The organism is Lysobacter sp. A378, assembly GCF_054052125.1.
Genome location: NZ_JBSVRK010000004.1, coordinates 55,905 through 82,806, shown reverse-complemented (window position 1 = coordinate 82,806; position 26,902 = coordinate 55,905). Strand labels below are relative to the sequence as shown.

Annotated in this window: 20 protein-coding genes; 11 read left to right on the top strand and 9 right to left on the bottom strand. The window is 64.7% G+C overall.

The features are described from left to right. Positions 1 to 6 precede the first annotated feature (6 nt). Positions 7 to 669 (top strand): hypothetical protein, encoded by a 663-nt coding sequence (locus ACW7G1_RS13175; RefSeq protein ID WP_456980218.1) that lies wholly within the window; start codon positions 7 to 9, stop codon positions 667 to 669. A gap of 95 nt (positions 670 to 764) precedes the next feature. Here ACW7G1_RS13175 and ACW7G1_RS13170 read toward each other — a convergent pair whose 3' ends face one another. After that, positions 765 to 2,216 (bottom strand): serine hydrolase domain-containing protein, encoded by a 1,452-nt coding sequence (locus ACW7G1_RS13170; RefSeq protein ID WP_456980217.1) that lies wholly within the window; start codon positions 2,214 to 2,216, stop codon positions 765 to 767. Between the two features lie 70 nt (positions 2,217 to 2,286). Between ACW7G1_RS13170 and ACW7G1_RS13165 the strand changes: the two genes are divergently transcribed. From ACW7G1_RS13165 to ACW7G1_RS13155, 3 genes are read left to right on the top strand one after another with little or no spacing between them, the layout of a single operon-like run. Beyond that, the gene (locus ACW7G1_RS13165) at positions 2,287 to 2,880 is read left to right on the top strand and encodes a LemA family protein (RefSeq protein WP_456980216.1); all 594 of its coding nucleotides are present in this window, start codon (positions 2,287 to 2,289) and stop codon (positions 2,878 to 2,880) included. 33 nt (positions 2,881 to 2,913) lie between these two features. Then, positions 2,914 to 4,824, top strand: coding sequence for a M48 family metallopeptidase (locus tag ACW7G1_RS13160; RefSeq protein WP_456980215.1), 1,911 nt, complete (start codon positions 2,914 to 2,916; stop codon positions 4,822 to 4,824). Further along, the gene (locus ACW7G1_RS13155; RefSeq protein ID WP_456980214.1) at positions 4,821 to 6,170 is read left to right on the top strand and encodes an NTP/NDP exchange transporter; all 1,350 of its coding nucleotides are present in this window, start codon (positions 4,821 to 4,823) and stop codon (positions 6,168 to 6,170) included. Before ACW7G1_RS13160 ends, ACW7G1_RS13155 begins: the two co-directional genes overlap by 4 nt. A gap of 75 nt (positions 6,171 to 6,245) precedes the next feature. On the opposite strand, the gene ACW7G1_RS13150 is transcribed toward ACW7G1_RS13155, so the two are convergent. Next, complete coding sequence (locus ACW7G1_RS13150; protein WP_456980213.1) at positions 6,246 to 6,632, bottom strand: hypothetical protein; 387 nt, start codon at positions 6,630 to 6,632, stop codon at positions 6,246 to 6,248. Positions 6,633 to 6,737: 105 nt separating this feature from the next. After that, positions 6,738 to 9,206, bottom strand: a complete 2,469-nt coding sequence (locus ACW7G1_RS13145) for an acyl-CoA dehydrogenase (protein WP_456980212.1) — start codon at positions 9,204 to 9,206, stop codon at positions 6,738 to 6,740. Between the two features lie 172 nt (positions 9,207 to 9,378). Here ACW7G1_RS13145 and ACW7G1_RS13140 point away from each other — a divergent pair, with 172 nt between their 5' ends. From ACW7G1_RS13140 to ACW7G1_RS13130, 3 genes are all read left to right on the top strand, one after another. Next, positions 9,379 to 9,996: a TetR/AcrR family transcriptional regulator gene (locus ACW7G1_RS13140; protein ID WP_456980211.1), complete on the top strand. Its 618-nt coding sequence runs from the start codon at positions 9,379 to 9,381 to the stop codon at positions 9,994 to 9,996. 159 nt (positions 9,997 to 10,155) lie between these two features. After that, complete coding sequence (locus tag ACW7G1_RS13135; protein WP_456980210.1) at positions 10,156 to 11,949, top strand: phosphoenolpyruvate carboxykinase (GTP); 1,794 nt, start codon at positions 10,156 to 10,158, stop codon at positions 11,947 to 11,949. A gap of 724 nt (positions 11,950 to 12,673) precedes the next feature. After that, positions 12,674 to 12,781, top strand: coding sequence for a phosphoenolpyruvate carboxykinase domain-containing protein (locus ACW7G1_RS13130; protein WP_456980382.1), 108 nt, complete (start codon positions 12,674 to 12,676; stop codon positions 12,779 to 12,781). A gap of 199 nt (positions 12,782 to 12,980) precedes the next feature. Here the strand turns inward: ACW7G1_RS13130 and ACW7G1_RS13125 are convergent, their stop codons facing one another. The 4 genes from ACW7G1_RS13125 to hslO form a co-directional block, all read right to left on the bottom strand. After that, complete coding sequence (locus ACW7G1_RS13125) at positions 12,981 to 14,288, bottom strand: aspartyl/asparaginyl beta-hydroxylase domain-containing protein (protein WP_456980209.1); 1,308 nt, start codon at positions 14,286 to 14,288, stop codon at positions 12,981 to 12,983. Between the two features lie 106 nt (positions 14,289 to 14,394). Next, on the bottom strand, positions 14,395 to 17,289 hold the full coding sequence (locus ACW7G1_RS13120) for a TonB-dependent receptor plug domain-containing protein (protein WP_456980208.1): 2,895 nt from the start codon (positions 17,287 to 17,289) through the stop codon (positions 14,395 to 14,397). 339 nt (positions 17,290 to 17,628) lie between these two features. Continuing rightward, entirely contained in the window at positions 17,629 to 18,444 is an 816-nt protein-coding gene (locus tag ACW7G1_RS13115) for an XOO1806 family protein (RefSeq protein WP_456980381.1), read from the bottom strand. A gap of 142 nt (positions 18,445 to 18,586) precedes the next feature. Next, complete coding sequence (gene hslO, locus ACW7G1_RS13110; protein ID WP_456980380.1) at positions 18,587 to 19,510, bottom strand: Hsp33 family molecular chaperone HslO; 924 nt, start codon at positions 19,508 to 19,510, stop codon at positions 18,587 to 18,589. 120 nt (positions 19,511 to 19,630) lie between these two features. On the opposite strand from hslO, the gene mtgA reads away from it, so the two are divergent. From mtgA to ACW7G1_RS13095, 3 genes are read left to right on the top strand one after another with little or no spacing between them, the layout of a single operon-like run. Then, entirely contained in the window at positions 19,631 to 20,401 is a 771-nt protein-coding gene (mtgA, locus tag ACW7G1_RS13105) for a monofunctional biosynthetic peptidoglycan transglycosylase (RefSeq protein WP_456980207.1), read from the top strand. 45 nt (positions 20,402 to 20,446) lie between these two features. Then, positions 20,447 to 21,490, top strand: a complete 1,044-nt coding sequence (locus tag ACW7G1_RS13100; RefSeq protein ID WP_456980206.1) for a glycosyltransferase family 2 protein — start codon at positions 20,447 to 20,449, stop codon at positions 21,488 to 21,490. Continuing rightward, entirely contained in the window at positions 21,450 to 21,878 is a 429-nt protein-coding gene (locus tag ACW7G1_RS13095; RefSeq protein WP_456980205.1) for a CBS domain-containing protein, read from the top strand. The genes ACW7G1_RS13100 and ACW7G1_RS13095 overlap by 41 nt, the downstream gene beginning before the upstream one ends. A 40-nt stretch (positions 21,879 to 21,918) precedes the next feature. Here ACW7G1_RS13095 and ACW7G1_RS13090 read toward each other — a convergent pair whose 3' ends face one another. Together ACW7G1_RS13090 and ACW7G1_RS13085 are read right to left on the bottom strand one after the other, a co-directional pair. After that, positions 21,919 to 23,922 (bottom strand): AsmA family protein, encoded by a 2,004-nt coding sequence (locus tag ACW7G1_RS13090; RefSeq protein WP_456980204.1) that lies wholly within the window; start codon positions 23,920 to 23,922, stop codon positions 21,919 to 21,921. Between the two features lie 87 nt (positions 23,923 to 24,009). Then, positions 24,010 to 25,614, bottom strand: a complete 1,605-nt coding sequence (locus tag ACW7G1_RS13085; RefSeq protein WP_456980203.1) for a peptide chain release factor 3 — start codon at positions 25,612 to 25,614, stop codon at positions 24,010 to 24,012. A 160-nt stretch (positions 25,615 to 25,774) separates the two neighbouring features. Here ACW7G1_RS13085 and ACW7G1_RS13080 point away from each other — a divergent pair, with 160 nt between their 5' ends. After that, positions 25,775 to 26,896: an HDOD domain-containing protein gene (locus ACW7G1_RS13080; RefSeq protein ID WP_456980202.1), complete on the top strand. Its 1,122-nt coding sequence runs from the start codon at positions 25,775 to 25,777 to the stop codon at positions 26,894 to 26,896. Positions 26,897 to 26,902 lie beyond the last annotated feature (6 nt).

Sequence of the window (26,902 nt, the reverse complement as noted above, 5' to 3'; positions counted from 1 at the left end):
ATCAACATGGCCACCACGAAGAAAGCTGCGAAGAAGAAACCCGCTGCCAAGAAGGCGGCAACCAAGGTTGCCGGCAAGCCGGCGGCGAAGAAGGTTGCCAAGAAGGCAGCGACCAAGAAGCCTGTTGCCAAAAAGGCAGTGAAGAAGGCGGTCGTCAAGAAGTCAGCTGCCAAAAAGGCGGTGAAGAAGTCCGTTGCCAAGAAGCCGGCAGCCAAGAAGGCGGTAAAGAAGGCCACAGCCAAAAAATCTGCGGCGAAGAAGACCGTGAAGAAGGCCGCCGCCAAGAAGGCCACTGCCAAGAAGGCCGTGAAGAAGGCCACCGCGAAGAAGGCGACGGCCAAGAAAGCAGTAAAGAAAACTGCCGCGAAGAAAGCCACGGCCAAGAAAGCTACAGCCAAGAAGGCCGTGAAGAAGCCCGCCGCGAAGAAAGCTACGGCCAAGAAAGCTACGGCCAAGAAAGCAGTGAAGAAGGCCACGGCAAAGAAACCCGCCGTCAAGAAAGCAGCCAAGAAGAGTGCAGTAGCCCGCAAGCCGGCAGCGAAGAAGGCCAGCAAGCCGGCGGTCAAGAAAGTAGCCGACAGTGGCACGGCCAAGAAGCCGGCACGGCGTGCGTCCCGCAAGCCAGCCGCGCCCAAGCCGATGCCGGCCACCCCGGCGCCAATAATCTGATTAGTACCCGATACCGGAACAGCTGATCCGACTCTCTCCCGCAGCCCAGGCGGGGGAGAGTTTTTTTATTTGCGATGGTGCCGGGAGAAACCCGGCTATTGCGGCGCGGCGGTAGCGCTGGTGGCCGTGCTGCCCGGAGCCTCACCCGGCTCCTGCCGGTTGGCGTACATGGTGGTCGTGGTCCGGTCCATATCCACATCGACCCAGGCAGTGAGCTCCGAGGGGATGCCCACCGCGCGGTCGATCAGGGTCGGCAGCAGCCCTGATGGAAGCGAGCTTTCGCCGTTCCACAGCACCGCAATGCCCAGGTCGCTCTCGGGCAGCAGTGCGATCATGCCCCGATAACCCTGCACCGCTCCGGCGTGGTAGATCAGCCGGTGGCCGGAGTAGTCATAGACGCGCCAGCCCAACGCATACCCTGCCGAGTCCAGGCGCGCGCGCCGCCAGGCCGAACTGCGCGTCTGATAGGGCGTATCCACCAGCGACTCGTGCAAGGTGGCCAGCAGCGGGGCAGGCAGTACGTCGGGGCGGTGACCGGTCTGGGCGATCAACCATTGCGCCATGTCGCTGGCGCTGGCATTGACCCCCGCCGCCGGTGCCACTTCGTAATAGGTGGGCTTGGGCATCAGCGAGACCCAGCCGCCGCTGCGGCGCACATGCGGTTTGGCCCAACGCGCGCTGGACTCGATGCCTTCCAGGCCGACGCTGGCGTCGTTCATCCCCAAGGGCTTGAGCAGGCGGCTTTGGACTTCCTGGCTGTAGAAGTCGCCGGTCGCGGCAAACACGATGTCGCCAATCAGGCTGAAGGCCACGTTCTGATAGGCATAGCAGGTGCCCGGCGCGCACTTCATTGGCGCGTTGGCCAGCTTGCGGGTCAAGTCGCGGTAGGAAACGTAGTTTTCAAGGTCACGGTCATAGGCGTTATGCGGCAGGCCGACGCGGTGACTGAGCAGGTCCGCGACGGTGATCTTCTGCGCGGCGCCGGCCGTGCTGAGTTCGAACTGGGGAAGGTAATCGGTCAGCTTGCTGTCCCAGCGCAAGGTGCCATTGCTGACCAGCAGCCCCGCCGTGGCGCCGGCGAACGCTTTCGACAGGGAGGCCAGGCGGAACACCGTGTGTCCGTCGACCGGCTCGGCATCGCTGACATCGGTAATGCCATAACCGCGAGCGCTGAGGATCTGTCCGTTATGCACGATCGCCATCGCCAGGCCCGGCACCCGTTGGTCGGCGACGATCTGCTGCGCCATGGCCTCGAAGGTCTGGACATCAAACCCCGTGGGTAGCGGCGGACCGGCGGGAACGATCGCGGGCGGTGGCAGCTCGGCGTTGGTCAAGCTTTCAGGCGAGCCAGACGGCACCACCACCGGTACCACGGTGGCTGCCGGCGCCTGGCCAGTGCCTGCCACGGTGATGGTCGGACTCGGCGGCGGCGCATCGTCCCCGCGCAATGAAGTCTGCGCAGTGGAGGCCAAGGCCAGGGTCAGGAGGAATGCGAGCGCCGCCAAGCGTCCGCTGATGCCGGGTCGCCTGTTTGGATCGTCTTTCATCGGTCGCAGCGCCTGCGTATGCTGGGTTCACCCGATCATAACGCTGTTATCCAGAGGTTTGCGAGCAATCATGTTCAGCTTCCTGATTCTATTGGCTTTAGTTGCCCTGTTCATTTTCTGGGGTGTCGGTCTTTACAACGGTCTGGTGACGGCGCGGAATCGGTTCAAGAACGCATTTGCGCAGATTGACGTGCAACTGCAACGGCGGTTCGAGCTGATCCCCAACCTGGTGGAAACCGCCAAGGGTTACCTGAAACACGAGCGCGAGACCCTGGAGTCGGTCATGAACGCTCGCGCGGCGGCAATATCGGGCCTGTCGGCGGCCAATAGCCATCCCGGTGATCCCGAAGCCATGGCGCAACTGGGCAACAGCGAGGGCGTGCTGCAGGGCGCCCTGGGCCGGCTGCTGGCCGTGGTCGAGGCGTATCCGGACCTGAAAGGCAACCAGACCATGATGCAGCTGACCGAGGCACTGACCAGCACCGAAAACAAGGTGGCTTTCGCCCGGCAGGCCTACAACGATGCGGTGACCGCCTACAACACGCGGCGCGAGGTGTTTCCGGCCAGCCTGATCGCCGGCAACTTCGGCTTCAAGCCGGCGGGGCTGCTCGACATTCCGGCCGATCAGGCGCAAATGCGCCAAGCGCCGCAGGTGCAGTTCTAGCGTCGCCGCCGGTAGCGCCGCCAGGTCACGCCGATGAACTTCTTTGAACACCAGGCCGCGGCCCGGCGCAGCTCCACGCGCCTGGTGGTGCTGTTCGTGTTGGCGGTACTGGCCATCGTGGTAGCGGTCGACTTGGTGGTGTGGTTGTTTGCGGGCGCCCATCCCGGCGCGCTGCTGTTTTTCACCCTGGGGACGCTGGCGGTGATCGGCCTGGGGTCGCTGTACCGCTTGTCCAGTTTGAGCGGCGGTGGCGAGTCGATCGCGCTGCAACTGGGCGGGGTGCCGGTGCCCGAGGACCCCGGCGATCTGGATCTGCGACGGTTCCGCAACGTGGTCGAAGAGATCGCCATCGCCTCCGGCGTGCCGATGCCGCAGTTGTATGTGCTCGAGAACGATGCAGGCATCAACGCGTTTGCCGCGGGCTACTCCTCGTCGGACGCCGTGGTCGCGGTCACCCGCGGCACCCTGGACCGGCTCAACCGCGACGAGTTGCAGGGCGTGGTGGCCCACGAGTTCAGTCATATCCTCAACGGCGACATGCGACTGAACCTGCACCTGGTCGGGGTGCTGTTCGGGATATCGATGATCGCCCTGATCGGCCACAAGGTGCTGAGCTTCGGCACGATTGGCTTGCGTGGCGGTGGGCGAGGGCGCGGTGCGGGCGTGGCGGTCGGCATCATGGTCAGCGCGTTCGTGGCGCTGGCGATCGGATGGATAGGCCTGTTCTTTGCGCGCATGATCCGTGCCGGTGTCAGCCGCAGTCGCGAGCGTCTCGCCGATGCCAGCGCGGTCCAGTTCACCCGGCAAACGGCCGGACTGGCGGGCGCACTGAAGAAAATCGGCGGGCTGCCCGATGGCTCGCAACTGGTATCGGCCGGCGATGCCGAGGAAGTCAGCCACATGCTGTTTGGCGAAGGGTTGGCGTTTGGCGGCTGGTTCGGCTCCCTGCTGGCAACCCACCCGCCGCTGCTGGAGCGCATTCAGGTGCTGGAGCCGGGCTTCCGCGTGGATCAGCTGGATGCGCTTTCTCAACTTTGGCTGCAGCAACCGCCCAGCGGGCTCGAAGAGGATCTGCAGATGGGCCTGCACGGCGGGTCGGCGTTGCCCGCAGCCGGCGAGCAGCAACTGGATGCTGTCGCCGTCTCCACCCAGGTCGGACAACCGGACCGCGATGACCACCGGCGCGCCGACGCGATCGTGACCCAGATGCCTGAACACCTGCGCGCGGTAGCCCGCGACCGTGAACGGGTCATGGCATTGGTACTGGCCTTGTTGCTGGACCCGCGCCCGGCGATTGCCGACAAGCAGAAGATCGAAGTTGCCGCCCGCCTGGGCAAAGCGGCTGCCGTCGACATGGCCCAGTGGCAGGGCGAACTGGAAGCGCTGCACCCGATGTTGCGGCTGCCGCTGGCGGCGCTGGCCTTCCCGGTGTTGCGCCGCCGGCCCAGACCGCAGCTGGAGCTGTTCCTGGATGCCGCCAATGCGATGGTGTTCGCGGACGGCGACGTGTCGCTGTTCGAATACTGCCTGGGCCGGCTGCTGAGCGTGCAGTTGCGCGAGTCACTCGACCCCTCCCGCTATGCACGGATCGGGCGTCGCAAGCCGCGCCAGTTGAAGTCCGAAATCGCGACCTTGCTGGCGGTGGTCGCCGATGCCGGCCATGCCGACCCGGCCAGCGCCCGGCGTGCCTACCTGGCCGGTTTGCAACGAATCCTGCCGCGCGACCACGTCGCTTATGCACCGCCGGGCTCCGGAGTGATCGCGCTGGAAGACGGCTGGGTGCCGCTGGATGCACTGGACCCGTTGGCAAAGCAGCTGCTGGTCGAGGCAATCACGATTGCCATCAGTCATGACGGCCGCGTCAGTGTTGCCGAGTCCGAGTTGCTGCGGACCATCTGTGGCGTGCTGCATTGTCCGCTGCCGCCGCTACTGGGCCGCGCGTGAACCGTCCCGACGGATTCCGTCGCCTCCATCGCTTCCGCGCTGCGCTGACCGACTCACCGCCGTTGTGGTGGTCGCTGCTGTATTTCTTCAGCCTTCTATGCGGCTACTACGTGTTGCGCCCGGTGCGCGACGCCATGGGCGCGTCTGGCGATGCCGCGACTGTGTTCCCGCGCTGGTTGCTCCGGTGGGCGGAAGGGGCGGGGTTTGCGCTGGGCGAGTACACCCTGCAAATCCTGTTTACCGGCACCTTCGTGGCGATGCTGGTGCTGCAACCGCTGTACGGCGGGCTGGTGGCACGGTTCCCGCGCCGGGTGTTCCTGCCAGTGGTGTACCTGGTCTTCATCGCCTGCCTGGTGTGCTTCTACTGGTTGTTCCACACCGGTGTGTCGGGTCGGGGCGGCGCGTTTTTCATCTGGACGGCCGTGTTCAACCTGTTCGCGGTGACGGTGTTCTGGAGTTTCATGGCCGATGTGTTCGATAACCAGCACGCCAAGCTGGTCTATGGGTACATCGGCGCCGGCGGCACCATTGGCGCGCTGGTGGGACCGGTGATTACCCAGGTACTGGTGGGGCGGCTGGGGATTGCCAACCTGCTGCTGGTGTCGGCGGGTTTTCTGGCGGTGTGCCTGCTGTGCATCCTCAGGCTGCGGCCCTGGGCGATGCAGCGCGAGCGCCTGCATGGCGAGGTGAATGGCGAGCAGGCCATGGGCGGCTCGGTGTGGGCCGGGCTCAAATTGGTGTGGCAGCGCCCGCTGCTGCGCGCGCTGGCGATCACCCTGTTCTTCGGCGTTGGCGTCGGCACCCTGCTGTACAACGAGCAGGCGGCGATCGTGAAGCAGTTCTATCCGAGCCCGGAAGCAGGCACGCGCTACTACGCCACGATCGATTGGGCAGTGAACGGATTGACGCTGCTGATCCAGCTACTGCTCACGCGCTGGCTGTTGCGACGCTACGGGGTTGCACCCGCGCTGTTGGGGCCGGCGATCGCGATCTTGCTGGGGTACTGCATGCTGGCCGCCTCGCCGTTGCCGGTGCTGATCGCGATCGTGCAGGTGATGACCCGCGCAGGCGAGTTCTCACTCGCCAAGCCCGCCCGCGAAACCCTGTACACCCGGGTCGACCGGGAGTCGCGTTACAAGGCCAAGGCGGTGATCGATACCGCGATCTATCGCGGCGCGGACGTGACCTTCGTGTGGCTGCACAAGGTGGTTGCCGTGTTCGGCTCGGGCGTGGTGTTCGCCACCGGCATCGTGGTTGCGCTGGGCATGACCGCTGGCGCGTGGCAGGTCGTACGCGCGCAACGTGATCTGCCCGAAGACGACGCAGCAGAGCCGCGCGAGCCGTGACTTCACCTGATCGAGCTGTCTGATCAACGAGCCTGATCAACCAGCCTGTTCAACCAGCCTGTTCAACCAGCCTGTTCAACCAGCCTGGTCAACCAGCGGCAGCGCGAACAACACGGCGCCGAGAACGAACAAGGCGGTCAACACGTGCACCATCGGCCGGTTGATCCGCAGGAACAGGAACTGCTCGATCGTGCGGCCGACCCAGAACAACGACATGCCGGCCAGCAATGCCTGACCCAGGGCGCTGTCATCGAGTTCATCGGTGAAGCAGAAGCAAAGCACAGCCATGCCCAGGAAGACGTAAATCAGCCGCAGGTTGAGGATCTGCAAGATCGCCCCGTCCACGGCGGTGGCGGAAGCCAGGCTTTTCCGCCACCGGAACAAGCGCCAGAACGCCATGTGGAATATGGCAAAACCCAGACTGTGGATGCCGCAAAGCTGGATCAGGGTGGACGACGTCATCAGGGTGCCCTCGCTTTCTGGAGTGCTTGCGGTCGCTGGATTGCGAGTCCGGAAAAGACGACGGCGGGACCATGCCCGCCGCCGTGTCGCGATGTTTCCGCCGGTCTATGCCAGGGCCGGTTCCTGCCGGTCCTGGCGCCGGTAACCGGCCGAGCGCAGTTCCTCGGTATCGAAGTCATCCACGCTGATGGTGTCGATGGTCATCTCGCGCAGCGCTTCCAGCTGGCCGCGCTCGTCGGCGCTGATCCAGCCCTCGCGCACGCCTTCATCGAGTTGCTCGGCAAAGGTCAGCGATTCGATGTCGCTGTTTTTCATCGCCTTCAGGAACTTGCGCTCCACCGGCTCGGCCAGGATCGCCGCCTGCAGGTAGCTGTTGATCCGGCCGGCCGGGTTGCTTGCCATCGGGGTCAGGAAAATGCCTTCGGCGAGGCGGTCGCGCGCCGCGTTGGGCGACATCAGCAAGCTCGCGGCACGATGGCCAAGACGATCGCTGGGGGCCTGTGCGCGGCGGCCCACCGGAAAGACCAGCACCCACAACAACCAGCCGACCGGACGGATCGGGAAGTTGCGCAGCGCGCCGGACAAGGCGATCTCGATCTTGTGTACGGCGTTGTGGAATGCCCACGCCAGTAATGGCTGGTCAGTCTCCGGGCAGCCCTGGTCCTGGTAACGCTTGAGCAGGGCACTGGCGATGTAGAGCTGGCTGAGCACATCGCCCAGTCGGCCCGACAGCGACTCCTTGAATTTCAGCTTGCCGCCCAGCATCAGCATCGAGGTATCGGCGCACAACGCCAGGGCCGCCGAATAGCGGTTGAGCTTGCGGTAGTAGCGGCGGGTGTAGGCATCACCGGGAGCGGTGCCGATGCTCGCGCCGGTCACGCCGAACCACAGCGATCGCACGGCGTTGGAGATCGCGAAACCGATGTGGCCAAACAGGTTGTGGTCGAACTCGCGCACGCGCTCGGGCCCGTCCGGCAGCATCGCGGCCTTCATCTCCTTGAGCACCCAAGGATGGCACAGGATCGCGCCCTGGCCGAAGATCATCAGCGAGCGGGTCATGATGTTGGCACCCTCGACCGTGATCGCGATCGGGGCGGCCTGCCACGAGCGACCCAGGTAGTTTTTCGGGCCCAGGATGATGCCCTTGCCGCCGTGGATGTCCATCGCATCCTGGGCCACCTGACGGCCCAGCTCGGTGCAGTGGTACTTGGCGATGGTCGACGGTACGGCCGGGTTTTCCCCACGGGTCACGGCTGCCGCGGTGGATTCCGACAGCGCGCTGATCGTGTAGGCGTTACCGGCAATCCGCGCCAGCGCCTCCTGCACGCCTTCGAAGCGTCCGATTGACAGGCCGAACTGCTTGCGGATGCGCGCGTATGCGCCGGTGACCACCGCACCCAGCTTGCTGCCGCCGCTGGCGGTGGAGGGCAGGGTGATGGAACGGCCGATCGACAACACCTCCACCAGCATCTGCCAGCCCTTGCCGGCCTGGGCCTCGCCGCCGATCAGCTGGCTCAGCGGGATGAATACCTCGCGCCCCTGCAACGGGCCATTCTGGAACGGACTGTTGAGCGGGAAATGGCGGCGGCCGATATCGATGCCGGCGGTATCACGCGGCAACAACGCCAGGCTGATGCCGATGTCGCGCACGTCGCCCAGGATGGCGTCGGGGTCATACATCCGGAAGGCCATGCCGATCAGGGTCGCGACCGGCGCCAGGGTGATATAGCGCTTGTCGAAGGTCAGCTTGACGCCGACCACGTTCGCGCCGTTCCACTCGCCCATGCAGACAATGCCGAAGTCCGGGATCGAGGTCGCATCCGAGCCCGCCCACGGTCCGGTCAGGGCGAAACAGGGCACTTCACGCCCGTCGGCCAGACGCGGCAGGTAGTGGTCTTTTTGTTCCTCGGTGCCGTAGTGCATCAGCAGCTCGGCCGGCCCCAGCGAGTTGGGCACGCCGACGGTCGAGCTGACCACGGCGGAGATCGACGCGAGTTTCTGGATCACCTTGTGGTTGGCCAGGGCAGAGAAACCCAGCCCGCCGTATTCCTTCGGCACGATCATGCCGAAGAACTTGTTGGTCTTGATGAACTCCCACATCTCCGGCGGCAGGTCGGCGCGCACGTGGGTGATATCCCAGTCGTTGGTCATTGCGCACAGTTGCTCGCAGGGGCCGTCGAGGAATGCCTGTTCCTCGGCGGAGAGGCGGGGAGCGGGTTGGTCGAGCAACACGCGCCAATCGGGCTTGCCGGAGAACAGCTCGCCTTCAAAACCGACCGTGCCTGCCTCCAGTGCGACCCGCTCGGTCTCCGACAGCGGCGGCAGGATCTTGGTGTAAAAACCAAGTAGCGGGGTGGTGATGAAGGGCAGGCGGATCGGCGGCAGCAGCAACGGCACCGCGATGATGGCCAACACCAGCCCGGCAATGATGGTGGCAATGGCGTTGGCACCCAGCAGCCAGCACGCGACCAGCGCGACGGCGACCAACGCGACCCAGACCGGCAAGCGCCACCGGTGGTAAGCGGCGATTCCGCTTATCAGCAACAGAAGGAGAAACGGGATGGCGATGCTCATTGGGACGCTCCAGCGGCGGTGCGACGGGATGACCAGAGACTGGTCATGAAGACAACATACGCTCAAGTATGGTAAACCCCGGCAACCGCTGTCAACCTTGCGTTTACCGTGTTGATCCAGCGGCTACATACGCTTTACCAGCAGCGCCGTATGGTTGCTACACTCGACCGTCATGACCCAGACCATCACACAGTCCCCGGCCAGCGCGCCGCCCGTCAAGTCCGAGCGCAGTGGCCGGCTCAGTGCCGATGACTGGGCACAGGCCGCATTGGATGTCATCGCCGAGCAGGGCGTGGCCGCGGTCGCCGTCGAGCCGCTGGCACGCAGGCTTGGGGTCACCAAAGGCAGTTTCTACTGGCACTTCCCATCGCGGGACGCATTGCTGGTGGCCGCGCTGGAACGCTGGGAGACGATGGAGCAGGAAACCGTCTTCGGTCAGCTCGAGGCGGTTGCCGATCCGCGTGAACGCCTGCGTGCGCTGTTCTCGATGGTGGCCCACGAGTACAAGGCGCACATTATCTATTCCGAACTGCTCAAGGCGCTGGACCACCCGGCGGTACAGCCGGTGATTGGTCGCGTGTCCGAGCGCCGGCTCGAGTACCTGACCGCCTCGTTCCGCCAGGCCGGTATGGGGCGCAACGATGCCCAGAACCGCGCGCGGTTGGCCTATGCGGCCTACGTGGGTTTCCTGCAACTGAACCTGCAGTTGCGGCAGACGCGCCTGCAGCACGAGGACTTCGACGCCTACGTCGAGCACATGATGACGACGTTGATTCCCGACACGCTGTAACCATCCGCAGCATCCGGACGCCTTCCGAGGGTCGTGCGCCCATACCCGATAACCAACCGGCTGGAGGCCAATGCCGTGAATGCAATTGCCAATGATGCAAGCTCCAATAGTGCAAGCCCCAATGATGTGCCAGCAGTGAAGGGCAGCAGGCTGCAAGCGTTGAATACCTGGGTCGCCGAGGTGGCTGCGCTGACCCGGCCCGACCACATCCAATGGTGCGATGGCAGCGATGCACAAAGCGATGCACTCAACGCATTGATGCAGGCCGACGGCACCCTGATCAAGCTCAATGAGCAGACCCATCCGGGCAGCTGGCTGCATCGCTCCGACCCTGATGACGTCGCCCGGGTCGAGCACCTGACCTTCGTGTGTCCGTCCAGTCGTGACGATGCCGGTCCCAATAACCACTGGATGCCGCCGGCCGAAGCCCACGCCAAGATCGATGCGCTGTTTGACGGCTGCATGCAGGGGCGCACGATGTACGTGATCCCGTATTGCATGGGGCCGATCGACTCCCCACTGTCGCGCTGTGGCGTGGAGATCACCGACAGCCCGTACGTGGTCGCCAACATGCGGATCATGACCCGCATGGGCGCCCCGGCACTGGCGCGGATCGAACGCGAGGGCGAGCGAGCCGCTCGCGACGGGCGGACAGACACGTTCGTCAAGGGCCTGCACTCGACCGGAGAGCTCGACCCCAATCGCCGCCTGATCATGCATTTTCCCGAGGAGCTGTCGATCAAGTCGTATGGTTCCGGCTACGGCGGCAACGCGCTGCTGGGCAAGAAATGCCACGCGCTGCGCATCGCCAGCCATCAGGCGAAATCGGAAGGCTGGCTGGCGGAGCACATGCTGATCCTGGGGTTGGAAAACCCGCAGGGCGAGACCCATTACATCGCTGCTGCGTTCCCGTCGGCGTGCGGCAAGACCAACCTGGCAATGCTGATTCCGCCGGAGGGCTACCGCGCCGATGGCTGGAAGATCACCACCGTCGGCGACGACATCTGCTGGATGCGCCCGGGCGCCGACGGCCGGCTGTACGCGATCAATCCGGAGGCGGGCTTCTTCGGCGTCGCCCCGGGCACGTCGAAGAAGTCGAACCCCAATGCGCTGGAGTCGATCCAGTCCAACACCATCTTCACCAATGTCGGCGTGACTGCTGACAACCAGCCGTGGTGGGAAGGCCTGGGCGAGGGCGAGCCGGTCACCGACTGGCGCGGCGAGCCGTATGACGCCAGCAAGCGCCCGGCCGCGCACCCCAACTCGCGTTTCACCGTGTCGGCGCGGCAATGTCCGAGCTACTCACCGGAGAGCGAGAACCCGGCCGGCGTGCCGATCTCGGCGATTGTCTTTGGCGGCCGTCGTGCCTCGCTGGTGCCGCTGGTGTTCGAGGCCCGCGACTGGGCCCACGGCGTGCTGGTTGGCGCCGCGATGGGCTCGGAGACCACCGCCGCCGCCACCGGCGCGGTGGGGGTGATGCGTCGCGACCCGATGGCGATGAAGCCGTTCTGCGGCTACAACTTCGCCGATTACTTCAAACACTGGCTGTCGTTCGACGCGCCGGGCGCGAAGCTGCCGAAGATCTTCCACGTCAACTGGTTCCGCAAGAGCGACGATGGCAAATTCATGTGGCCCGGCTTCGGCGACAACCTGCGGGTGCTGGAGTGGATGATCGGCCGGGTGAAGGGCGAGGCCGGTGCGGTCGATACCCCGATCGGCTTCCTGCCGACCGATGCCGATATCAACCTTGAAGGTCTCGAGCTTGATGGCGAGGCCCGCGCCAAACTGTTCGGCTTCGAGCCGGCCGGCTGGCAGGCCGAGTTCGCCAGTATCGGCGAGTACCTCGACGATTACGGCTCCCGCATGCCGCAGGCGTTGAAGGACGAGCAGCAGCATATTGCAGCCAGCTTGGCCGGCTTGGTCCAACGCCTACAAGGGCGACGCGGTTTATAGCTGGTCGCCCCGCAGGTCGGCAATCACCGACACCAGTTGGGTGGCCGCGGTCTGCCCGACCGGGATTATGTGCGGGCTCCATAAGAGCCCGTGTTTACGCAAAAAAACGACCTCGGTTCCGAGGTCGCTTCTCATTCGCTCAAAGCGCCTGATCTTTTGATTCCACCGCTTGCTATCGCTGGTGCCCAATACCACCGCTGCACACGGCTTTGGAGCCGCTGCCAACAAGAGAACCGTTGGCATCATAGACAGATAGAGTCATTGAGCCGTTGTCATATCCGGTGCAGGACCAACGACACATGATACTTGATGTTCCGCAGGGATTCGGTTTGATAACCGTGCCGGTGCTTCCCCAGATATAAGTAAGAGGACCTGCAACCGGCCCTTCCACGTTGGCACTACAGTAGCCGCCGTTACCAAGACCCTCACAATAAAAACCAAAAGTTGTAGCCGCAGAAGCAGCTTGTCTGTTGTCATCATTACGTGCCTCGGCGGGCATCGAGAAAGCTGCGGCCAGCGATACCAATAGCCAATGATTTGGGATTCATCCGTCTCTCTCCAATTCACGTCGCGTCACTGCGACGTGCCCTTATAACACGTTAATAAACGTGAATGAGTGACGGACATCGCATTGTCACAGGACGGTCAAGTGATACGTCGCTTTGAGAAAAGGCTTGCCGGATTGCCGATGGTGACCTTTTTTTGATATTCAAGAATGTAGTCGCTGCCGAGGGTCATCCAAGTCAACTGGCTCCGCAAGAGCGACGATGGCAGGTTTATTTGGCCGGGATTCGGCGACAACCTGCGGGTGCTGGGAAGACCGGCCGGGTGAAGGGAACAGCCGGTAGGCTGGCAGGCCGAGTTTGCCAGCATCGGCGTGTACCTCGACCAATACCGCCCACGCATGCGACAGGCGTTGAAGGACGAGCAGCAGCGGATTGCAGCGCGCCTGGCCGGTTGATTGGGACGGCCAGGCCGACCCAATCGACTAACCGCAATGCCCGGGCGTCCCGATTGACGGCAGCTTGCGGCTAAAGCTGGTCGCCCCTCAGGTCGGCAATCGCCGCTACCAGCTCGGTGACCGCGATCTGCTCCACCGGGGTCATGTGCGGGTTCCAGACATCAAACAACAGGATCACCCGGGTCCTGTTGCTGTTGTTCCATGCCTCGTGCTCGAAGGTGTCGTCAAACGTGATGCAGCGGCCTTGTTGCCAGTCGTGGCGCTGGTCGGCGACGCGCAGGGTGCAGTCGCCCGGGACCAGCAGCGGCAGATGAGTGACCACGCGGGTGTTGGTCACGCCGGTGTGCGGCAGGATGTGCGAGCCGGCACCCAGCACCGAGAACAGCGACTCGGGCGCATGCCCGCGTATGCGAACCGTCGGCGCCGCCTCCAGGGCGGCGGCGGTCTGCGGGCAGCGCCGGCAGTTCTCGTCATTGCGGTTCCCGTGGCGGTGGAAAAACAATCCATCCCACTGTGGCTTTACGTCCGCGCGACCGCCGAGATACTGCGAGGTCATGCCCGGTGGCGGCTCGCCCAGGAACGGAACCAGGTCCGCACCGTCGGCCGCCAACACCGCAAGCAGCTCGTCGCGGATCGCATCGGTGCACGCCTCCATCTGTTCGTACCAGGGGAACAGGTCACGCGACAGGAACGGCGTCTCGGGCAGGCCGGGGAAGTACAGGAAGGTTGGTTTCTGTGCCGGGTCGGCCGGCCGAACCGAGCGATCCCCCAGGTAGCCGGCCAAGCACTTGTCCACCCGCGCCATGGCCGCGCGTCCATGGCGTTCATGCAGCGGTGCCAGGACCGCATGTAACAGGCGGGGATAGCCGGCGCGGACCACCTCGGCGGCGTGCGCAACCACCGGCCGCAGACCCGCGGGCGTGCTTTTCGGGTCACGCCAGTGTCCCTGCGCATTGGCCAGGGTGAGTGCGCGCAGGTACTCGGTTACCGCATCGGCATCGCGCCCAAGCCGCTCCAGAGCCACGCCCAGGTATAACCGGGCAACGAAATAGTCGGGCGCCTCATCCAGTGCCGGCTGCAGCACTTGTTGGGCGCGTCCGGGGTCGCCCGAATGCAGCAGCGCGATGCCCAGGTTCTTGCGGGTCGGGGCGTCATCGGGCGCGACAGCGAGCGCGTGTTCCAGCAGTTCGCGTGCGCGCGCCAAAAGGTCTCCGGACAGCGCATGGATCCCCAGGAAGTTGAGCGCCTCCACGTCGTCGGGTTGAACCTCAAGGAGCTTGGCGTAGCTGCCGTGCGCCATGGCCGCCTGGCCGGTCTGGGCCGCTTGCCGCGCCGCGGCGCGCAAGTGCTCGTGTTGTGCGTTGCTGGTGTCGTGCATGGCAGTACTCGGTTGTGCATGCGGGCCCGCATTGATTGTACCCAGCATGAAAAAAGCGGCCCCGTTTCCGGGGCCGCTTTGGTTCACAGCATGATCAATGGACCGATCAGAAGCGCTGCACGTACTCCATGTAGATGTACTGGGAGTCCGGGATGTCGTACTGCGGGTCGAACGAGTTGGCGAACGCGCTGAACGCGGTCGGCGAACGCTTCTTAAAGACGTTGTTCACGCCCAGCTTGACGGTACCGTTCCACGGCAGCTCGTAGCGGGCCTGCACGTCGTGGTACGTGGTCGAACCGATGTGGTTGCGCGGCGCCGGACCGTTCTCGTTGCGACGGTCCTCGTCCGAGCAGAGACCGAAGCCCGGGACCGGGCAAGTCTCTTCCAGACCGGAGTAGTACCGACTGATCCAGGTCACGCCGAAATCACCCATAGTCCAGTCGAGTGAACCGTTACCACGCAGTCGCCAGTTCGGGTCGTCCTGGTAGTACATGCCGACCCTATTGTCGGGCTCCTCTTCGGGCGTGAACTGCGTATCCCACTTGGCAGTGTAGGACGCGTTCAGGCCGAAGGTGAACTGGCCGTAGGCCCCTTCCGCCATCCGATAGTTCACGTCCAGGTCGTAACCTTCAGCTTCGATCACGCTGAGGTTCTGCGGGACCAACAGCAGCTGGCCGATCTGCGAGTCTTCCGGGCGGCGCGAGAACAACGCACAGTACGCTTGGTTACCCTCGGCGTAGCACTGGTTGAGGATGTACTCAGTCGTAGGCGAATCCAGGGCATTCTTGATCTCGATGTTCCACCAGTCCAGCGAGATATCCAGGCCGGTCACATAGGACGGGCTGTATACCAGGCCCAGCGTGGTGCTGGTCGAGGTTTCCGGGCCTGCGTCCGGATTGCCACCCAGCGAGAACGGGAAGATCGTCTGGCCGAAGTACTCGTCACCCGAGTTGGTGCGCTGGATGAAGTCCGCGGGGACGCCGTCGGCCAGACAGTTGGCGGCGATGGTGGCGGTACGGCCGGTGAAGTCGGACGAACAAATGTCACCGAACTGGATATAGCTATCGGACAAGCCGCGGAACAGCGTCGTGATCGGCGGAGCGCGGAAGCCCTCGGCCCAGTTGCCGCGGACCAGCAGGTCGTCGATCGGCTTCCACTTGAAGCCGAATTTGCTGTTGGTGGTATCGCCGAAGTTGCTGTAGTCCGAGTAGCGCGAGGCCAGGCTGACTTCCAGCAACTGGGCACCGGGCATGTCGGCCAGGATCGGGATCAGCAATTCGCCGTAGATCTCGTCGAGGTCGTACGCACCCGCGGTCGGCTGACGGCTGTTGCCCGAGGTGTAGCCGGCGGCCACGAAGGCATCCGGTCGATCGAAGCCACTTTCCTTGCGTGACTCGATACCGGCCGCGAAGCCCATCATGCCGGCCGGCAGTTCGACGATCTCGCCACTGAGGTTGGCGGTGAAGCTTTCGCTGCGGCTCTGGTAAGCGTCCTGTGCGGTGAACAGAATGTAGTCCATCTGCTCGGCCGGGATGCTGCCCGCCGGCGCCAGCGGATTGAACGGCACGCAACCTTCGATGATGTTACCCGGGGTGCCGCAAACAACCCTGCCCGAGTCCGGGTCAAGGAACGACGGACCGACACCGGCGGCGACGTTGACCATGTTGGCGTCGCCGATCTGCGCATCTTCCTGATCGGACTTGTTGAAGTTGTAGCCGACATCCCAGTCGAAGTAGCGGTCGGCGAACTGGAAGCTGCCCTCGAACCCGACGTAGGTGTGGAAGGTCTTGACGTTCTGCTCGTAGACGCGCAGTTGCTCGGTGAGACGGTGGCTCCAGGTCAGATCGCGGCCGTCACCACCGTAGTTGGTGTTGTATGGGTTGAAGTAGCTGTCGCCACTGAGAACGGTATCGGCTGCGTTGCCCAGGTCCGGTCCGCCACTGAGCGGGAAGCCGGCCAACTGCTGGCTGGAACGACGCTCGTTGTACAGCGCGTCGGCCCGCAGGCTGATGTTGTCGGTGATGTCGTAACGGCCCTTCAGGTACATTGAGGTACGGGTCTGCGGGGTCAACAGGTAGTTGTCGGCCGCGAAGTTGTAGGCGTGCTGTGCGGGATCCCACGGCACGATCTGGTCGATGCCGTAGCGCTGCTGGCCGGCGGGGCCGGTTCCGGTCGCGCCCGGCGGTACGATGCCGAATTCGCTCCAGCCATCGTCGCCATCATCCAGCGGGCCGGCGTTCCAGATCTTGCCATTGGCGGAGTATCCGCTGTACCGAGCGGAACCCAGGCCAAACACCGGGTCGTGCGATTGAGCGCGGTCGCCACCCATGACTTCGCCTTCCTCGACGCGCGACAGGCTCATGATCACGTTGCCGCGCTCGCCGTTCGCGCCGATGGTGGCCTCGATCGAGTTGCGCTCACCATCGCCCTGGTTGAACTGGCCGAGGTGGGTGCGGATCTCGGCACCTTCGTAGTTGTCACGGGTGATGACGTTGATTACGCCGGCGATGGCGTCGGAGCCGTAGATGGCCGAGGCGCCGTCCTTCAGGACCTCGACGCGCTCGATAATCGATGCCGGGATGGTGTTCAGGTCAACCGAGCCACCCAGGCCGGAGACCCAGCGGCGGCCATCGACCAGCACCAGGGTGCGTGAGGAGCCGAGGTTGCGCAGCGAAATGGTCGCGGAACCGTCGCCGCCGTTGTTGAACGTGCGGTTGATGGACGGGCCGGCGGCAGAAATGCGGTTGAGCACTTCGGCGACCGAGGTCACGCCCTGCTTGGCGATGTCTTCGCGGCTGAGCACGAGGACCGGCTGCGAGGTTTCGGCATCGACCGAGCGGATGCGCGAGCCGGTGACTTCAATGCGGTCCAGGGTGGTGGCTTGCTGACCCTCCTGGTCTGCGTCCTGCGCGAGTGCCACGCCGGAGCCGGCGAGGGTGGTTGCGCCTACGACGAGCGCGAAGGAAATCGCGTCGCGGAGTTTGGTGGTCTTGAGCGTCATGATGTGTCTCTCTCTCCAAGTCAGTCTTGGTAATCCCATGGGAACCCGGCCGGTGATGTCAAGCGAGACGCCAAATCCGGCAAGGCCGACTGATAGTAGCTGCCCGCGACCAAAAATTAAAGTGTCGTTAAATTCCAGTCCCGTTCAGTAGTTAGTGGCGTAAAAATATATAAAAAACAATGGCTTGCGTGCGGAGTACAGTTTGTTACGCCAGCGTTACGCCTGTTCATATAAATATCGAGGCAAAAAAAAACCCGATTTAATCGGGCTTTTTACACTTGAGGTGGGGTTTTATGCGATCCGCAGCGATCTCGCTCACGTCAGCCGGGCTTGCATTACCTACAGGTCTTGCTCGTAGCGCACGTAGGGCACGGTGCCCTCGTCTTCGTTTGCGTTGAGTGCAAACGGGTTGGAGCCGCGGGTGATCTTCTCCGCGCCTACCGTCAACCGGCCGCTCCACGGGGTACGCCAGGTCAAACCGACACCGAGGCCTTCCCATCCACCGGCTTGATCAGGGGTATCGACTACCCGACCAATGATGTTGGCGCCAAAGTTGCCGTAGCCGGCGCCCACGGTCACGCTGCGGCTGTCCCAATGATCGGCCAACGCCGGTACGTCGCCAGCGGGAATCAGCCGCGCCCGCGCCCAGGTGCCGCCGATGGATACGGTGGCCTCGCTGCCGATGTTCTGCTGGCCATAAACCGTCAATGTGTTCTGGTCGAGCTGCCTGCGCGGACCGGTGGGGTTGAGCCATGCCGGCAGGGTGTCGCGACCTTTGCCCAACGACAGCCCGAACCGGGTATCGCCCTTGCGCAGGCTGGCGCCGGCGACCGCATGGCTGGATTGCTTACCGTCATCCATCGCGGCCAGCAGACAATGATTGGCGAGGTTGCCGATGGTGCCGGCCAGGCCGGAACTGCGGTCGCAGACCAACCCCAGGGTGTTGCCGGCCTTCAAGCCGAACGCCGAGTCCAGCGTGGTAGTGCCCACGCGCCAGCGCGCATCCGCAGACGAGTTGCCGGTGGGCTCCAGCAACAACAGTGCTTCGAGCTTTCCGCTGGTGTGGTTCCAGACCGGCAGGACCGTCGCGTCACGCGGCGAGTCGACCTTTGCCGATTGCGCGTGCACGCCCGTCGCCACGCCTAGGGCGAGCAGCAGGGCGAGCGGCAATCGGAGAAGTCGTTTGTCCATGGGCTCACTTTACGACCGGTTGAAGCCGGGGTAGTTCCCCGTCCCCGGAGTCTCGATACTAGGATGTTTATGTTTCTTTAACAATCATCAGGATGTGAAGGCGGTCTCACTGCAGCCGCTCCGGTGGGCTCATTTCGGCCCTTGCGATGGCCAGCAACTCGCGGATCCGCGTTTCGCTGAAGCTATAGCGTTGGCCACAGAACTCACAACGGATCTGCGCGTTGCCATCCGATGCCGCTGCGGCCGCGAGCGCTTCCTGCTCTCCCAGTGACACCAGCATCGCCTCGACCCTCTCGGTTGAGCAAGAGCAGGCGAAAGACAATGGCTTGTCCCCCAGCAGTTGTACGCCGTCTTCATGAAACAACCGTGTCAGCAGGTCCTGGGCGGGGAGGTCGAGCAGCTCATCGACGGAGAGCGTGTCAAACAACGCGGTGGTGCGGGTCCAGCCGTCCTGGTCGCCGTCGTCACCGGGCAGCTTTTGCAGCATCAAGCCGGCAGCGCGTTCGCCATCGCTTGCGAGCAACAGCCGGGTTGGCAACTGCTCGGACTGGCGGAAGTAATCTTCGAAAGCATCGGCCAGCGAATCGGCCTGCAGCGCCACCAGGCCTTGATAACGCATCGGCTCGCGCCCGGTGCTGGACGGATTCTCGATGGTGATTGCCAGCACGGCGCCATCGCCCAACTCACGCAGGTTGCGCGATACCGTGTTGCCCGCCGGATCATGGCCGGGATCAGCCAGTTGGACGACGCCGCGCAGGGTTCCGGCGGAGGTGCATTCGACAAACAAGGTCCACAACGCGCTGCTGCTGCTCAGCTGCACCGACAGGCGCCCCTCCACCTTGGCGTGGCCGGTGAACAGTGCCGCCGCGGCGGTGGCCTCGCCCAGCATTTCGATTGCAGCCGGGGCTTGGGCGTTGGCGTCGCTCATCCGGTCGCGGATGTGTTGCCAGGTGTCCTGGAGGTGCACGCGCACACCGCGGACGCCGGCCTGGTTGATCAGGAACCGGGTCAGCCGGTCGCTGTCGGCAATGTGCTTGGGGCTGGTGTGGGTCTGGGTCATGGCGGTTTGTGTGACGGGGCGGGGATGCAAGGATAATGCGCGGCAACCCGGTTCATTTGAGCGCGGGAGGTTGAACCTCGGAGGTGGGGCTTGTCAGGCAAGACGCAAGGTGTAAGCGGGAACCGCCGCAACCGCGTCCCACGCGGCCGACGCTGGGTCCGGTGGCTGTTGGCGTTGCCACTGCTGTGGTTGCTGGTCACGACAGTACAAGTGGCGGTGTTGCGCTTCGTCGATCCGCCGTTCACCGCATTCATGGCCGCGCGCCAGTTGGACGCCTGGAGCGAGGGCGACCGCGACTTCCGGATCGCCTACGACTGGCGTGATCGCAGCCAGGTGTCTTCGCATCTGGCGGTGGCGGTGATCGCATCCGAAGACCAGCGATTCGCAGACCATCACGGCTTCGACCTGAAGGCGATCCGGAAAGCCCGCGCGCGCCATGAGCGTGGCGGCAAATTGCGCGGTGCCAGCACCATCAGCCAGCAGACGGCCAAGAACCTGTTCCTGTGGAGCGGTCGCAGCTGGGTGCGCAAGGGCATGGAAGCCTGGTACACCGCGTTGGTGGAATTGATGTGGCCCAAGTCGCGCATCATCGAGGTCTACGTCAACGTCGCCGAGTTCGGGGACGGCGTATACGGCGCGCAGGCGGCGGCGCGGCGCTACTTTGGAAAGGACGCCGCGCAGCTGACCCAGGCCGAGGCGGCGCGTCTGGCGGCGGTGTTGCCAAGTCCGAAGCGCTACAGCGCCACCAGCCCGGGACCGTATGTGCAACGGCGCACCCGGCAGATCCAGCAACAGATGCGGCAGATTGGCGGCGTCGCCTACCTGGAGCGCCTGGATCGACGCGAGCCCGACCAGAAGTAGCGGGCCCGGCGGCGTGGACCGCGCCCGGTCGGATACCATGCCGCAATGAGTAGCCAACCCTCACCCGATGATTGCCTGACCGTTGTCGTTGCGGCCTTCAATGAGGCGGAAAGCCTGTCGCTGCTGCAGCCGCGCATCGCCGCGGCACTGCAGGTGGTGGCCGACGAGTACGGCATCGAAGGCACGGTGCTGTACGTCGACGATGGCAGCGTGGACGCGAGCTGGAGCGTGATGCAGCAGTTGGCGGCGGCGGATCCCCGCATCTCGCTATTGCGCCTGTCGCGCAACTTCGGCAAGGAGCTGGCTTTGACGGCAGGCCTGGACCGGGTCGAGCGCGGGGCGGCGATGATCCTGGATGCCGATGGCCAGGACCCTCCGGAGTTGATTCCGCGCTTCGTCGGCCTGTGGCGCGAAGGCCATGATGATGTCTTTGGCACCCGGCTGGTTCGCGAGGGCGAGGGCTGGCTCAAGCGCGCGACGGCGCACGTGTTTTACCGGTTGATCGGGCGGCTGTCGAAGACTCCGATCCCGGCCGACACCGGTGACTTCCGCCTGTTGTCGCCACGGGCATTGGACGCGCTGCGACAGCTTCGTGAGCGCCATCGCTTCATGAAGGGCTTGTTCGGCTGGGTCGGCTTCAATCGTGTTTCGCTGCCCTACCATCGCGAGGCGCGGCTGGCCGGTGCGAGCAAGTTCAACCTGTGGCGGTTGTGGAACCTCGCCCTGGAAGGCATCACCAGTTTTTCCACCGCGCCGCTGCGGCTGGCGACTTACCTGGGGCTGCTGACGGCGCTGGTGGCGTTTGCCTATGGCGCGTGGGTGATCGGCAAGGCGCTGTTCTGGGGAGATCCGGTGCAGGGTTGGCCGACGATGATGGCGGTGATCCTGTTCCTGGGTGGGGTGCAGTTGATCGCGCTGGGACTGATCGGTGAGTACCTGGGCCGGCTGTACGAGGAATCGAAGCAGCGCCCGCTGTACCTGGTGGACGCCTGGCAGCCGGCGTCCGGGGTATGCTCGGAGCAGGTTCATCCCGTAGGAGGACAAGGCCATGCGCAACGTACGGCACCTGCTCGAAGCGAAAGCCTCTGAGGTTTATGTGATCGGCCCGGATGCGCCGATGATCGACGCGATCCGGCTGATGGCCGAGAAGCACATCGGTGCGTTGCTGGTGATCCACGATGGCCGGCTGGCCGGGATCGTGTCGGAGCGGGACTACGCGCGCAAGATCGTGTTGCAGGGGCGCTCGTCGGCCACCACGCCGGTGCGCGAGGTGATGACCGTCGATGTACTCACCGTGGGCCTTGATGACACCGCTGAACATTGCATGGCGCTGGTCACCAACCAGCGCATACGCCACTTGCCGGTGGTGGTCGAGGGCGAGGTGCTGGGGCTGGTATCGATCGGCGACCTGGTGAAGGCGGTGATCGAGGACCAGCAGGTCGAGCTGGACCAGTTGCAGCGATACATCGCCAGCTGAAGCACGGCCGCGGTGCGACCCGGCACGGGGCACGGCACCGCTACTTGGCGTACTTGCCGCCGCAGCCCGAATCCTCGCCCGGACCCAGTTCCAGCGTCGCCAGCAACGCGGCCGGTGGAGCGATGCTGCCCAGGGTCAGCGCGATCGCGGCGCGTAGGCCGATCGCGCCCATGTCCGGGCGGAAGTCCGGGTCCCTGAATGTCCCATCGAGCAGCAACGGCGCGCGGAAGGCGAACAGGCTGCGATCCTTCGGGCGCGGCTTGATGACAAGGTCCAGCTGCTCGGTGGCGAGGTTGATCGTGCCTTCGCCGACCAGGATCGTGTCGGTGGTATCGACCGCGAGCGCGCGCGCCGTCATCACGCCGTCGTCGACCTTGAAGTCGCCAAACGCGCAGCGGATCGGGATCAGCTGGTCTCCGGTCAACTTGAACTTGATGATCTCCGCGATATCGATGCCGGCCATCTCCATCAGCAGGTTGCTGATCTTGCCTTGGCCGATGCCGAGCGCGACATCGCCGTCGCTGCTGCCCAGCATCGCGGCGATCGAATTGCCGCTGCCGTCCAGGGTGGCATGGCCGCTGAGCTTGCCGATGGCGTTCTGGACCAGTTCCACCGTGGGCAGCAGTTCGCTGAGGGTCAGGCCGCTGGCGGCCACGTCGGCCTTGGTGTGGATGGTCGCCTCGCGCGCGTTCATGCGCACCGTCGAACGGATCTGGCCATCGGCGACGCCGAAGTTCAATGGGTCCAGCAGCAGCAGGCCGGCGTCGAGTTTCAGGTGCGCGTCCATGTCGTCCAGCGGCAGCGACGGCGAGTTGATGCGCGTGGCTTTCAGGCGCACGTCGGCGTCCATCGCGCGCAGTTTTTCGAGTTGGTAGGGCGCGTCGGGCAGCACGCGCGCGCTGGTTTTTTGCTGCGCCGCCTGGGCGGCGAGTTCGGGGTTGGTGGTCTCGCCATTGCCGGTCTGCGGCGCGCCGCCGATGAAGCCGGCGAGGTCGTCGAAATCCAGTCGCTTCGAGTGCAGGTTCGCGCGCAGGAAAGGCCGCTCGCCACCGGTGGTGAAGGCGGCATCGCCGCCCAGGTCGCTGTCGCCGACGGTGCCGGCGAACTTGTCGTAATGCCAGATGGTAGTTGCACCCTTGATGTCGCGGGTCAGGCGCCCGTCGAGTGTGTAGGGCGGGGTTGGTGGCAGCGCGACGCCGATCAGCGGATACAGGTCTTCCAGGTTTTTCCCGGCAAGCGTCAGTTGCAGGTCGAAATCGCGCAGGCGCAACGGGTCGCGCAGGGTGCCGCGGGCATGGGCCTTGGTGGCGCCGGCCTGTGCGTGGACGTCGATGCGGTACGGGGCTTCGGTGTCGCGCAACTCCAGCGGCGATTCGGCGCTGCCTTGCAGGGTGAACTTGCTGTCGTTCCAGTGCCCGCCGCCGTCGACCTTGATCGGCGGGGCGTTGCGCGGGTCGCGCGCCGGCGTGCTGGTCACATCGACCGTGATGTCGGTCTTGGCCGCGGCATCCAGGAACGTAAGCTTGCCGTCGTCGATCCACACGCGCCGGAACTGCAGGTCGGTATCGCCGCCGGTGCTGCCGAACTGCCAGTTACCGCCGCCTTTCGGGTTCGCTTCCAGGTTCAACCTGGGGGCGGCCAGGCGCAGTTCGGGAATGCGGACCTCGCCGCGCAACAGCCGGCGCAGGTCGATGCTGATATCGACCCGGTCGGCGGTCGCCATGGTCGGCTGCCGTGACCAGTCGACGTTGCCGAAGCTCAGCTGGTCAGCGTGGACCGTCGGCACCCAGCCCAGGTCGACATCCAGGTCGCCGCCGATCTTGAACTCGCGCCCGGTACGCGCTTCGACCTGACGTTCGACCGGCCCCTTGAACCAGTTCCAGTCCCACAGCAGGACCAGCACGACCAGTGCCACTACCAGCACGCCCAATGCCGTCAGCCAAGGGTGGCGGCGCGGCGGTTGCCACCAGCGCCCAGCGTTGCCGGCGCCGGAGGTCTGGCCGCCGGGTTGCTGTGGCGCGTCCGCGGCTGCGGGGGCTGGCATCGGTCGGAACCCTCAGGAGGACATTGCTGTCCACCTTCGATACTGGCCGGTAAAGCGGGAGTGAATACGTTGTGGCGCGTTCAGTGGCTAGCTCACGCTCACCGCATGCGCCTGCTCGCGGGTGGCAAGGAATTCGACATCCGGCGCGCGCTCCTGTGCCAACTGCAGGTTGACCCGGGTCGGGGCGAGGTAGACCAGCTGGTCGGCCGCATCCAGGGCCAGGTGGCTGGCATTCTTGTCGCGGAACTGCTCCAGCTTCTTCTCGTTGTCGCAACGGATCCAGCGGGTGGTGGAGACGGCAACCGACTCGAAGATCGCATCCACGCCGTACTCGGCCTTCAGCCGGTAGGCGACCACCTCGAACTGCAATACGCCGACCGCGCCGAGGATCAGGTCGTTGCTCATCAGCGGCCGGAAAAACTGGGTCGCGCCCTCTTCGCTGAGTTGGGCCAGGCCCTTCTGCAATTGCTTTAGCTTGAGCGGATCGCGCAGGCGCGCACGCCGGAACAGTTCCGGTGCAAAGTTGGGGATGCCGGTGAAGGTGATCGGCTCGCCTTCGCTGAAACTGTCGCCGATCGACACGGTGCCGTGGTTGTGGATGCCCAGCACATCGCCGGAGTAAGCGGTCTCGGCGATCTCGCGGTCGCTGGCCATGAAGGTCAGCGCGTTGGCGAGCTTGAGTTCCTTGCCGGTGCGCACGTGGAAGGCCTTCATGCCGGCGGTGAACTTGCCCGAGCAGATCCGCATGAAGGCGACCCGGTCGCGATGCTGCGGGTCCATGTTGGCCTGGATCTTGAACACGAAGCCGGTCAGCTTGTCTTCGGTCGGATCCACGTCACGGGTAGTGGTCGCGCGCGGCTGCGGGCTGGGAGCATGCTTGACGAAGAAGTCCAGCAGCAGCTGCACGCCGAAATTGTTGACCGCCGAGCCAAAGAACACCGGGGTCTGTTCGCCGGCGAGGTATTTGTCCAACTCGAACGGATGGCTGGCGCCCTGGACCAGCTCCAGCTCCCCGCGTGCCTCGGCCAGGGCCGCCGCGCCGATCCGCGCTTCCAGCCCGGGGTCCTCGATGGAGGAAAAGATGGTCGAATCCTGGCGGGTGAAGTTGCGCCCCTGCTCGTACAGGTGGACCTCACCGGTCACCAGGTGGACCACGCCCTTGAGCCGTTTGCCCATGCCGATCGGCCAGGTGACCGGCGCGCACTGGATGCCCAGCACGCTCTCGACCTCGTCGAGCAGGTCGATCGGGTCGCGGCCCTCGCGGTCGAGCTTGTTGATGAAGGTCATGATCGGCGTGTCGCGCAGCCGGCAGACCTCCATCAGCTTGATCGTGCGCTCCTCCACGCCCTTGGCCACGTCGATCACCATCAGCGCCGAGTCGACCGCGGTCAGCACCCGGTAGGTGTCCTCGCCGAAGTCCGCATGGCCCGGGGTGTCGAGCAGGTTGACGATGTGCCCGTTGTAGGGGAACTGCATCACCGAGGAAGTCACCGAGATGCCGCGCTCCTGCTCCAGCTTCATCCAGTCGGAGGTGGCATGGCGGGCGGCTTTGCGGCCCTTGACCGAGCCGGCCATCTGGATCGCGCCGCCGAACAGCAACAGCTTCTCGGTCAGCGTGGTCTTGCCGGCATCGGGGTGGGAAATGATGGCGAAGGTGCGGCGGCGCAGCGCCTGCTGGGAAACATCGGACATGGGGACGGCGCGCACGGGCACGCCAGCAGAGCGGGGAAGGACGCAATTATAGGGGGTGGCGAATGTGACCGGGGTCCGGACGGCCCTAAAGTCCGGCTGACGCCGGCCGCTACCGCGGTTGGGCGGACGATTCGTTCGCCACGTCCATGGAGAATTATCAGTGTTCATAGTTATTGCCGGTGAGGATGCAGGACAGGCCGATGAGCTGAAGTTGGTGCTTGCCGATTTCGGACTGGATTGGCAGGTTGAGTGCGTCGCTGACGCTGCCGCCGTCATTACCCTGGGCCGGCAGGTCGACGTACTGGTCACGGACCTGGGCTTGCATGGCTCCCACGTGCTGACCGAGCTGCGGGCCAAGCACCCCGATGCGGTGCGGATCCTGCTGCTGGAGCGCGGGCAGGGTGGCGAGGCCATGCACGCCCTGGCTGGCGCGCACCGCGTACTGCACAAACCACTGGACGGCGGGGAGTTGATCGATGCGGTCGAGGGGTTCATCGATCTGCGGGAGTTGCTGGACAACGAAGAGCTCAAACGAAGTGTCGGGCAGGTCGAGTCGTTGCCGCCGGCGCCGCGGATGTATATCGAACTGGTGCAGCTGATGGGCGATCCGGATGTGAGCATGGCCGAGATCGCCTATGTGCTTTCACAGGATCCGGCGCTGGCGGCCAAGGTGCTGCGACTGTGCAACTCCGCATTTTTCTCCGCCGGACGGGAGATTACCGATATCCGTTCGGCGGTGACCCGCCTGGGAATGGGCATGCTGGGACAACTGGTCCTGGTCAGTGAGGCCTTTGGCGGATCCGGCGAGGAGACCACAAATGTTGACCGGGAGGCGATGCAATGGCGCGCACTGGCGACGTCGCGCCTGGCCCGGAAACTGCTGGCCGGCCCCAGTGCCGAGTTGGCGGCCACCGCCGGGCTGCTTGCCGAGGTGGGCCTGCTGTTACCCGGCATTGGTGGCGAGACCGACCCGGAACTTGCATCCGAGCCTGACGGCGATGCGGACATCAGTGCGGCCAGTCCGGGTTACGCCGAGGCTGGCGCGTACCTGCTTGGCCTGTGGGGGCTGCCGATGCCCATCGTGGAGGCCGTGGCCCATCAATCCCGGCCACGCCGCATGCGTTCCACCGGCTTCTGGGTCACCGGCGCGGTGCATGTCGCCGCCGCGCTGGTGCGCGACACGCCGGTGGACGAAGGCTACCTGCACGCGGTCGGCATGCTCGACAAACTTCCCAGGTGGCGGGCGATGTCCGAAGAGTTGGGCCAGGCGGAAGCGGCCTGATCCGGC